This is a genomic window from Microcoleus sp. CZ3-B2 (assembly GCF_036705055.1).
Taxonomy (GTDB): Bacteria; Cyanobacteriota; Cyanobacteriia; order Cyanobacteriales; family Microcoleaceae; genus Microcoleus.
Window position 1 is genome coordinate 68,333 of sequence record NZ_JAUBTN010000028.1, and the last position, 8,895, is coordinate 77,227.

At 46.6% G+C, this 8,895-nt stretch carries 8 protein-coding genes; 3 read left to right on the forward strand and 5 right to left on the reverse strand.

Translation table 11 applies throughout. From position 1 onward, the window contains the following. The first annotated feature begins 35 nt into the window (after positions 1-35). Complete coding sequence (locus QUA97_RS14885) at positions 36-1,430, forward strand: DUF4339 domain-containing protein (protein WP_333195081.1); 1,395 nt, start codon at positions 36-38, stop codon at positions 1,428-1,430. On the opposite strand, the gene QUA97_RS14890 is transcribed toward QUA97_RS14885, so the two are convergent. Beyond that, on the reverse strand, positions 1,417-1,650 hold the full coding sequence (locus QUA97_RS14890) for a hypothetical protein (RefSeq protein WP_333195082.1): 234 nt from the start codon (positions 1,648-1,650) through the stop codon (positions 1,417-1,419). The two genes, QUA97_RS14885 and QUA97_RS14890, sit on opposite strands and share 14 nt — an antisense overlap. Beyond that, positions 1,625-3,928: a PP2C family protein-serine/threonine phosphatase gene (locus tag QUA97_RS14895; RefSeq protein ID WP_333195084.1), complete on the reverse strand. Its 2,304-nt coding sequence runs from the start codon at positions 3,926-3,928 to the stop codon at positions 1,625-1,627. The genes QUA97_RS14890 and QUA97_RS14895 overlap by 26 nt, the downstream gene beginning before the upstream one ends. An 819-nt stretch (positions 3,929-4,747) precedes the next feature. On the opposite strand from QUA97_RS14895, the gene QUA97_RS14900 reads away from it, so the two are divergent. Further along, positions 4,748-5,050 (forward strand): hypothetical protein, encoded by a 303-nt coding sequence (locus QUA97_RS14900; protein ID WP_194011901.1) that lies wholly within the window; start codon positions 4,748-4,750, stop codon positions 5,048-5,050. Positions 5,051-5,235: 185 nt separating this feature from the next. Here QUA97_RS14900 and QUA97_RS14905 read toward each other — a convergent pair whose 3' ends face one another. From QUA97_RS14905 to QUA97_RS14915, 3 genes are all read right to left on the reverse strand, one after another. After that, on the reverse strand, positions 5,236-5,580 hold the full coding sequence (locus QUA97_RS14905) for an NAD(P)H-quinone oxidoreductase subunit M (protein WP_194070752.1): 345 nt from the start codon (positions 5,578-5,580) through the stop codon (positions 5,236-5,238). Positions 5,581-5,714: 134 nt separating this feature from the next. Then, entirely contained in the window at positions 5,715-6,236 is a 522-nt protein-coding gene (locus QUA97_RS14910; protein ID WP_333195086.1) for a hypothetical protein, read from the reverse strand. 272 nt (positions 6,237-6,508) lie between these two features. After that, positions 6,509-8,509 carry a pentapeptide repeat-containing protein gene (locus QUA97_RS14915; protein ID WP_333195087.1) on the reverse strand — a complete coding sequence of 667 codons (2,001 nt, stop codon included), beginning with the start codon at positions 8,507-8,509 and terminating at the stop codon, positions 6,509-6,511. Positions 8,510-8,649: 140 nt separating this feature from the next. Here QUA97_RS14915 and QUA97_RS14920 point away from each other — a divergent pair. Continuing rightward, the coding region (locus tag QUA97_RS14920; protein WP_333195089.1) for a hypothetical protein at positions 8,650-8,895 on the forward strand (246 nt) is incomplete at its 3' end.

Consider the following 8,895-nt stretch of genomic DNA (forward strand, 5'->3'; position numbering starts at 1 on the left):
GGACAATATTGAAATCTCTTCCAATTGTCGCCATCATGAATAACTGGCCCAAGTTTCTTCCCTATCCTGCATCATGGGCAAAAGGGTTTGCCTTAAGCATTGGCTTTTGGCTGATTATTTGGGTGCTGCTGCCTAGATATTATTACTACTACAGATTTAACACAGCGTACTGGCGCAGCATCAGCAATTCAGATTTTGAAGGTGCGATCGCCTTTGCTTGGTTGTGTCAGATACCGTTATTTGCTTTCTACCATTGGGGCTTAAGTAAATTTGCTGAGTGGGTGGAAATCCGCCGCCACAGTCACTCGCCGACACCAACAGTATCGGCTTGGCTGCACTGGAGGGAAGGCATTATCGCATTTGCTACGCTGCCTGCTGCTATTGTTATGGGAATTCCGGCGATCGCCCTTTTCATGGTGCCGATGGGAAATTCTTCGGGCGAGATTGTTGCTTTAATTCTAGGAAGTGCGATCGCATCTACTTATTTGTATCACTTCCGCTTTGCCAAGCGAATCAAAATTCTGGTCAAATTCCTCGGAATTTTCTATAGCTATTTGCTAAAGATATTGGAAATTCTGTTTGTACCAATTCTGACTGGTACTCCGTTTTTTTTACTAACTATTGTCACGGTCGAAATGGTGCCAATAAAGCTACTGCCGCTGACAACTTTTCTGTTAGTTGTTTGCGTGTTTTGGAGCGGTATAGTTGGATATGCAGTTTGGCATCATTGGTCGGCGCATTTGCTTAATTGGGCGGCGACATGGTGGCCCGCTGACTCTCCCGGATACAGTCACATTCAAGCTAGAAAAAGTTGGAAACACAATCAAACAGCAGCGAGTCAATCTTTTGTTCGCCATACAACGAGTTGGCATTTAGCTGCTAATGATGCTACCTATCTAATTTATTTCAATCTGATCGCGATCGTATTTGGTGCGATCGGTTATCGGCTGTTTGGAGAACCTTCAGAATGGTTAAAAGCAGAAGAACAGATTTTAGGATATATCGTGGCGCTAGTTTGGGTTGTGCTGTGGCATTTCTGGGGTTCGCGTCGCGAAGTAGACATTGCTAGGGGTCAGCCTTCAGTTAAAACTTCAGCTAAAAGGCGATCGTCCAATGCTAATTTATCCGATCCAGATCCAGTTGAAATCGAACTCAACCAGCTTGCAGCCGAGTTGGGCAATACTCGGATGAGGCCTGTCAGAAAGTCAACTTCACCACCTCAAAAGCGATCGTCACCAACGAAAAAGCCCAAACCAGAACAGGCTCAATGGTACGTATTCCGCAGCGGTAAAGCCGAGGGGCCTTATACGAAAAAGCAATTGCGAGATTTGCAGAAGATTACCGATCGCACCAAAGTACGGCTGGGCGAAGCCGAGTGGCAGCGCGCGGGTGAAATTCCAGAATTAGCGACATATCTCACTCACAAATAAAGCGCTTGACCGATCGCGCGTGCGGACTTGCATAGGCTTTAATTCGGGCGGTTCGATCGTTTGGACTTGCATAGGCTTTCATGCTGCGGACTCGCATTCCCCACGCGCGATCGCATCTGAAGAAACACCCTTGATTGCGAGTAATTAACCAAACTTGGATAACAAAAAAACTAATGAGCGATGACCGACGAGAATTAATTAGAATTGGAATTTGAGTCATAACCAACAGCGCATTTCCCCTGTTGAGTGGGGTTGGGAGTTGGGTTAATTGCTACTTTAGAAACGGCATCTGTTTCCTGAATCCATCCGATTTCTCCCGCTTGCAGTTTGGCGATTTCTACTGCAACTGTTGGCTTAATGTCCGGCGAAGGCGAGGGACTAGCCTCCGCGGGAGATGGACTGATTGCTGGTTGGGAAACAGTAGAAAAATCTTTATTTGATTTTGGTTTGGGAGAGTTCGACGGCACTATTGCAGGAAGCGAACAAACTTTTAATTCCAGCCAATTGCCTTGAGGCGTAAGCTGTTTGTTTGTCACCTGCAAAACGCTGCCGGCAGGGACTGTTCCTTTGACAGTCAACTCACCGATTGCCGATCGCAAATCCAAGCGATCGCCCGGAGCGCCCAATTCCCCACTACCAGAATTTTTGAGTTCTACAAAGGAGCCTTTTTCTAAATAATTGAGTTCAGAAGATACTGGTTTAACAGTTTTCTCCGGCTCGCTTCTAGCATTAATTAAACCGCGTTTACCGAAAATCGACTCCCCGGCAGTATCGATCGCCCGACCCACCGGAGGAATGAAAAAATAAGCAAATACACCTCCCAAACCTAACAAAAAAACTATTTTTACTAACAGCGAAAATAGACTTTTGCCTCTGTCTGGTGGCTGTATTAACTGCGTTTTTAGTTGAGAATTAGCCTCGATCAGGGCTGTGCTGCCGGTCAAATCGGTTGGCATATCTTCGGTGTCGGGCATTAGTTCGATCGGCACATCTAAAGGTGCGACAGACAATTCTGTCAATGTATCGCCATTGTCCTTCAAATGTGCTTGACAGTGAATTAAAGCCACGGTGACGTTATCGTGACCGTTTTTGGTATTAGCAATCTCGATCAGTCGATCGCGCGCCTTCGCCACATTAATGCTACCGTCGAGAATTGGCAAAATTTCCGCTTCCCAACATTCCTCAACCCGGTCTTTATCGCTCAAACCGTCGGAGCACAGCAGAAAAACACAATCCTCATCTACTGGAAATCGCTGCACTGTCGGGTGCAAAGTGTTGGAGGAAGTAATGCCCAAAGCCTGAATCAGAGCGCCGGCGGCGACTTGTTCCAAAGCATCGCGGTATAGCGAGTAACCCAAACGCACCTCACGACAAGCTACATCGTCATCGAGAGTAACTTGATAGCAGCCGTTGCGGGTAATCCAGTAAGCCCGACTGTCTCCGACGTGGGCGACGTAGACTTCGTGAATGTGAGCTAAACCCATGACAAGGGTAGTGCCCATTCGCTGGCGGCCTTGGCGGTGTTCGCTGTCGTTGCGACTGGCTATCTTGTCGTTAGCGGCACAGGCGGCCCGTTCGAGCTTGGAAGTCAGGCTCAGCGGGTCCCAATTAGCTTGATGCAGGGGAAGAAGCTGCAATTTTTCCTGAAGTACAGCAATCGCCAATTCCGAAGCGACTTCGCCACCGTCTTGTCCGCCGATACCGTCGCAGACGATCGCGCAAGCCGACACGCCCGGGAGTCCGGCAAATACCGTACCATCCGGCGGATAGCAAGCATCTTCGTTATGAGCCCGGGCTCGGCCCACATCTGTGCCCGTAGCAATCTCAATGTGACGATCGTAAAATCGGCCGGATTTTGCCAGAGCTTTATCCAACTGGCCCATGAGTTGTTCGCCTTGGCGCACTTGACCGGCGACCATTTGCTGGCAAAGTTGCCTCAAAAAATTGGCAATCGTGGGGTGAGCATCATCGATCCACTGCTGCCACAATTTGCCCAACTGCGACAAATTAGGCGGTTTGCGATCGGGCTGCAATTCCAGAAACCTGACTAACTGACCCGACACCAGCAACAGTTCGGGAGTCAGCAGGGTGGAAGCCACGCCCTGAGCCATACAAGGCTGCCACAACTTGGCAATTTGCCACAGCCAATTTAGCTGTCGCATGGCGGAGGCTCCTTTCCAGGAGTCCGCCAATTCCGGCATTAAAGATTCCGTCACCTTCACAATAGGCGCGTTTTCCAGCAGCCAGATATCTCCTGAGAGTTTGCTCGTCTGGGACGATACCAGCCCGTATACTTGAGGTACGTGCAACTGATAGGCAAACAATCTCAAATAAGGAACGATCGCGCTCGGAATCTCTTCGGGCAGTTCCGGCAACTGTTCGGGTTGAGTATCGACAAGAAGCCGATCGCGCTTGACCAAATAGCGACCTCCGATTAGATCGCCTGGTTTACACGCTTTGATCCCTTCACCTACAGCCCACAGGTAGTGTTTTGGCATAGAGTTTTGCATAAGGGTTCCTGACGCCTTTGGGCCGTGCCGATCTGAACTATTTTAGCCCTTGAATCTCGACAGGTTGATATGTGGCGATTATATGACACTCCCGTTTTTTGTGCAGAGGGAGATTCTTAAGACTTTGCAGTCCTAATATCTTGGTTTTTTTGGTTCCCAGGCTCATCACTTTTGCACTTTTGTGTGCGCGGCGATATTTTCTGAAAATTTTTTAGTTTTGACTTTCGCTTTGTACTCAAACTAACAGTCTACCATTTTGTTGACCCCCGGATAAATCTGGCGATCGGCTTTCAGGAATCGACGCTGGCGCGACGCCAGCCCAAGTCAGGATATTGCTGAGACTGACAGCCGACGAAGCAATCGCAGCCCTCAAGCTAATTGAGATTTTAGACGAACTCTGATGCTAGGATGCAGATATAGCCTTTCGATCTCTCAGATGAGTTACTATGCGGCATTGGGCATCTTGCCCGAAGAGTGAAGTCGAAGGGTGGGCATAGGGCATTGGGCGGAGCGAAGCGGAGGGATTGGGCATTGAGCATACCTCACTACGCGATCGAACCGCTATACGTAGAAATATCCTGAGCTTTTAGGTATAAATAAACATATATTATGGGTTTGGTCGATCGGGCGATCGGTGCTTTGTAGCCGAGCGCGGGCAAGTCAAGTTAAATTTAACCTGAGCCTGAGACGGATACAATCCCCCCCAGATTCATCCGTGGAATCAATTTCTAAGCGAAAATCTAAAATCTAAAATCTAAAATCTAAAATCAACTGACCGACAATCAGTAAGCTGTTAAATTTTTAACCATGCCCCTACATGAGTCCAGCGCCTTTGGCGATAATTTACGCGATCCGAAGCTGCTACCTCCTGTTGAGGTAGACGAAATGCTGACTAGGATTCAGCATTCTCACGGTTTTTATTACAAAGTGATGAATCTTGAAGTTTGGGCGCTGGTGGAAACCTTGGATCAGATGTTTCCCGGCGCTTGGGGTCAGTTTATGACTAACCGCCAACTTGCAGTAAAGCAGTTTTTGGCTCGCGATCCCAATTGTGCGATCGATCCGAATGACAGTGGGAAAGACGCAGAAACCAAGGGAACTGAAGAATGAGGATCGGGGAAATTCGGCGTAATCGCAGCAGTGCGGGAATGGGATTGTCAAGAATTTAACGGCTCAATGTTGAGGTTCGAGGGGAGAAAGAAGAGGAAATAGGGATGATTTTTCCCATCAGACTCTCCCACTCTTCCCTCTCCCCCAATCGCTATTGCACCCTTTCCCCCTCTCCGACTTTCCCCTTAGATGTGAATTTTGGCATCAACTCGGGGAAGTCCCATGCTGTAATTGACGGCGCGGGTGTTGAGGTTGTAGCTGATTTGGCCTTTTTGCAAGAACGATCGCACCAAATGCTCCAATTCCGAACCAATCCGGCGGAGGTTGTACTCTGTCAAGTCTTCGCCCTCGTAAGCGTCTACGAGTTGGTCGAATTTGGCATACACCTGTTTGACTGACTCGTCGTTCCAGTTTAGTTCGTTGTCTGGGTCAATGTCGATCGTCAAAAGGTCATTGCTGGGTACGAGTTCGTTGTCTTCGAGGATGGCGGTATAAATGCGAATATGGCGGGTTGTGGACTTGAGCTGCATGAGTTCTTATGTGTAAAGATTTTTTCCTGAACTTATTGTAATGGCTAGGAGAGACGCGGGGAACTGGGGAAGAGGAGGATTGAACCGCGAAGGCGCAAAGGGCGCGAAGGAAGAGAGGGGGAAAGGGGCGATCGTCAATTTCTCGGAATCCCGAAATCTTTTAGTTGTTGCGCCGTCCAATTTTTGTAATATTCAGTTTTTTCTAAAGTATCAGAAGCTGGCTTTAGCTTAGAATTTACTTGAACGGTGAAGCCGGGATACGGCATCCTCCTAGTATAAAGCCCGTCAATATTAAAATCTTCTTCAGGATGAATGTGAAAAGCCAGCAATCCCAACTCGGAAATCTGAGTGTTTAGTTTGTCGGTCAATTCTTTAGTTTGTGGCGCACTAATCGCAGTTTTATCGGGATTAACTACTAACATTATTTCAAATTCGGAATTAGCAAATTCATGAATCGATTTCATGATAGTAGAATCTGTATCAAACTGAATCAGCGCTGAAAACCGCTCGATTTTGAATAAAATTTGATTGGCCAAGCGTGCTTTTTTAGCGAAGGGACAAATCGGTAAATCACTGAAAACTGGATGCGGTAACTCGACAAACTCTGTCATCCATCTGAGGGTAGATTCTATAATTTCCGTGTCAGATTCACTCATCGAAAATCTATGTATTTGATATTTCACATTAATTATAATCTATTTTTGGGCGAGGCACACCCCACCATTGGTGTCAAGTTAAGGCGGAAACCCATAAAAAATGTCGCTGGGATCGAAGTCTCGATCCCCCTAAATCCCCCTTAGGTCGGGGGACTTTGAGAATGCTCTTGTCCCCCCCTTGTTAAGGGGGGTTAGGGGGGATCTCCGGGTTAATAAAACACGCCCTAGTCCTTCCATTGCTAAAAACTAAATTCGTGACTACAAATATTAATTCATTCGTGAATTGTGCCGTCTGGCATAATTGCACCTGCAAGTTTTGCCGTTTCCAGATTTACCACGCCACTTAGATTCGCTCCCTTGAGGTTGGCTTTTTCTAGGTTTGTATTCTGCAAATTTGCCCCGCGCAAGTCTGCCGAAGTTAAGTCTGCTTCACTAAAATTTCCACCACTAAGGTTAGCCCCACAGAGATTTCCTTCACTTAATATTGCTCCGCTGAGATTACATTGAAGAGTTACACCAACCAGATTAACTTTTGTCAGATTAGCACCACGAAAATTTGTATAGTAATCTGTATGTGCATTTTTCAGATTCGCTCCACTCAAGTCTGCCGCAGTTAGGTTCGCAGATCCTAAATATGCCTGCATCAGGTTTGCTCCTATCAGGTTTGCCGCTGTTAAGTTTGCACTCCTCATATCTGCTTCGCTTAAGTCGGTTTTATTCAAATTAGCTTGTAGGAGTTTTGCACTCGACAAATTTGCCTTAGTTAGATTTGCACCACTCAAGTTAGCTTCACTTAGGTTGACTCCGCTCAAGTCAATACGAGCTAAGTTTGCTTCTCGCAGTGAAGCAATAGGAGCGATTAAGTAAGCACCTGCTTTTCCAGGGTCAAAGCCTGTGGGGAAGATAGTCATTGTGCCGTAAACCGCTTGTTGAAGTTTTGCTCCCTCAAGGTTTGCCCCTTCAAGGTTTACCTTTAATAGGTTAGTCTTACTTAGATTTGCATTAGTCAAATCAGCACTTATAAACCAACATATTTTAAAATTTAACCCAGTTAAGTTTGCCTTACTAAGGTTGGCCCTGCTGAAGTTTGTTGACGACACATGAACACTACTGAGATTTACCCCACTCAGATTCGCTTCACTTAGGTTTGATTTTTCCAGATTTACTTGGCTTAAATTTGCATTTATGAATTTTGTTTTCCTTAAGTTGGCTGACTGTAGATTAGCCTTGCGAAGGTTGGCATCACATAAATTTGCCTCAGTCAGGTTAGCGCCAGATAAATTTGCTTGAGAAAGTTCAGCACCGCTTAGATTAGCGCTACTCAGCTTGACTTGACTAAGGGATTTTCCGCTCAGATTTACTCCTGCTAGATTAACTCCAGTAAAATCTCTTTCTCTCTGATTATACCGTTGCAAAAATTCCTCAGCAGTAATAGCCGGTGCCAGATTTTCTAGTGCAGAATCATCAATTTTCGCCTCTTCTTGAGATTCTGCAGAATCATCAATTTTTGCCTCTTCCTCAGATTCCACAGTATCCGCATTAACCGGAATAGCAGCCGGCTGTTCTACCACTTCTTTAGATGCTGGAATTGGTGTCTCCTCGATCGCCTCTTCGCGCAATAATCGATCCACCCGATCGCTAAATCGCCTCAAAACCTCAGCATCGTCAACCTTCTCACCACCATTCGAGCTTTTATCAACCGCATTCTCAACATAATACTTGTCCACAAAACTTTGCAACCCAGCATTATATCCCTGTCCTACAGCCTGAAACCTCCATTCGCCATTCTTCCTGTACAAACGTCCAAATTCTAAAGCCGTTTCTTGGGAAAATATCTGATTTAAATTGTACCGAACCAATTCGTTTCCAGTTTCCGAATTGTAAAGCCGGATAAAAGCATTTGTAACTTGACTAAAACTTTGATTCTTTTCCTGTCCCTCGTGAAGAGTCACAACAAACACTATTTCCTGAATCGCCGAATTGATTTTACTCAAATCCAGATAAACCGTCTCATCATCTCCCTCAATTTGTCCATTCCTGCTGTCACCTGAATGTCGCACCGCACCGTCCGGCGAGGTCAGATTGTTGTAAAATACAAAATACTTTTCATCGGGAATGCGACCGTCAGCGCCTAACATAAACACAGATGCGTCAATATCGCAGTTTTGTGCTGTCTGGCTGACTTGCCACCCCAGGGCGATCGCAACTTTCTTGAAATCAGGAGCTTCTTTAGAAAGATTAAATCTGTCACCCTTTGTTAATTCAATAGTCATGTTCGATAATTACCTGATATTTTAAATTAGCGCTTTCCACATTTTAAGGGATTAGTTAAAGTAATAGACTTATTAATAAGATATATAGCATTTCTCAAAAAGATGAGGTACTATCTGGGATTGGGCATGGGGCATGGGGCATGGGGCATGGGGCATGGGGCGGAGCGAAGCGAAGCGGAGGGATGGGGCATTGGCCCGCGCAGGGCATTGGGCCCAGCGAAGCGGAGGGATGGGGCATTGGCCCGCGCAGGGCATTGGGCTATCCTCGCTTTTTTGATAACCGCTATATTTCGACGATCGCTCAAAAATCTTCTCCCCCTCTCCCTCTCTCCCCCTCTCTCCCCCTATCTCCCCCTCTCCCCCTCTCTCCCCCTCCCTCTCCCTCC

Bases quoted from the DNA above. Each gene is read 5' to 3' on its own strand.
- QUA97_RS14885 (WP_333195081.1), top strand. From the start codon at position 36: ATGAATAACTGGCCCAAGTTTCTTCCCTATCCTGCATCATGGGCAAAA.
- QUA97_RS14890 (WP_333195082.1), bottom strand. From the start codon at position 1,650: ATGACTCAAATTCCAATTCTAATTAATTCTCGTCGGTCATCGCTCATT.
- QUA97_RS14895 (WP_333195084.1), bottom strand. From the start codon at position 3,928: ATGCCAAAACACTACCTGTGGGCTGTAGGTGAAGGGATCAAAGCGTGT.
- QUA97_RS14900 (WP_194011901.1), top strand. From the start codon at position 4,748: ATGCCCCTACATGAGTCCAGCGCCTTTGGCGATAATTTACGCGATCCG.
- QUA97_RS14905 (WP_194070752.1), bottom strand. From the start codon at position 5,580: ATGCAGCTCAAGTCCACAACCCGCCATATTCGCATTTATACCGCCATC.
- QUA97_RS14910 (WP_333195086.1), bottom strand. From the start codon at position 6,236: ATGAGTGAATCTGACACGGAAATTATAGAATCTACCCTCAGATGGATG.
- QUA97_RS14915 (WP_333195087.1), bottom strand. From the start codon at position 8,509: ATGACTATTGAATTAACAAAGGGTGACAGATTTAATCTTTCTAAAGAA.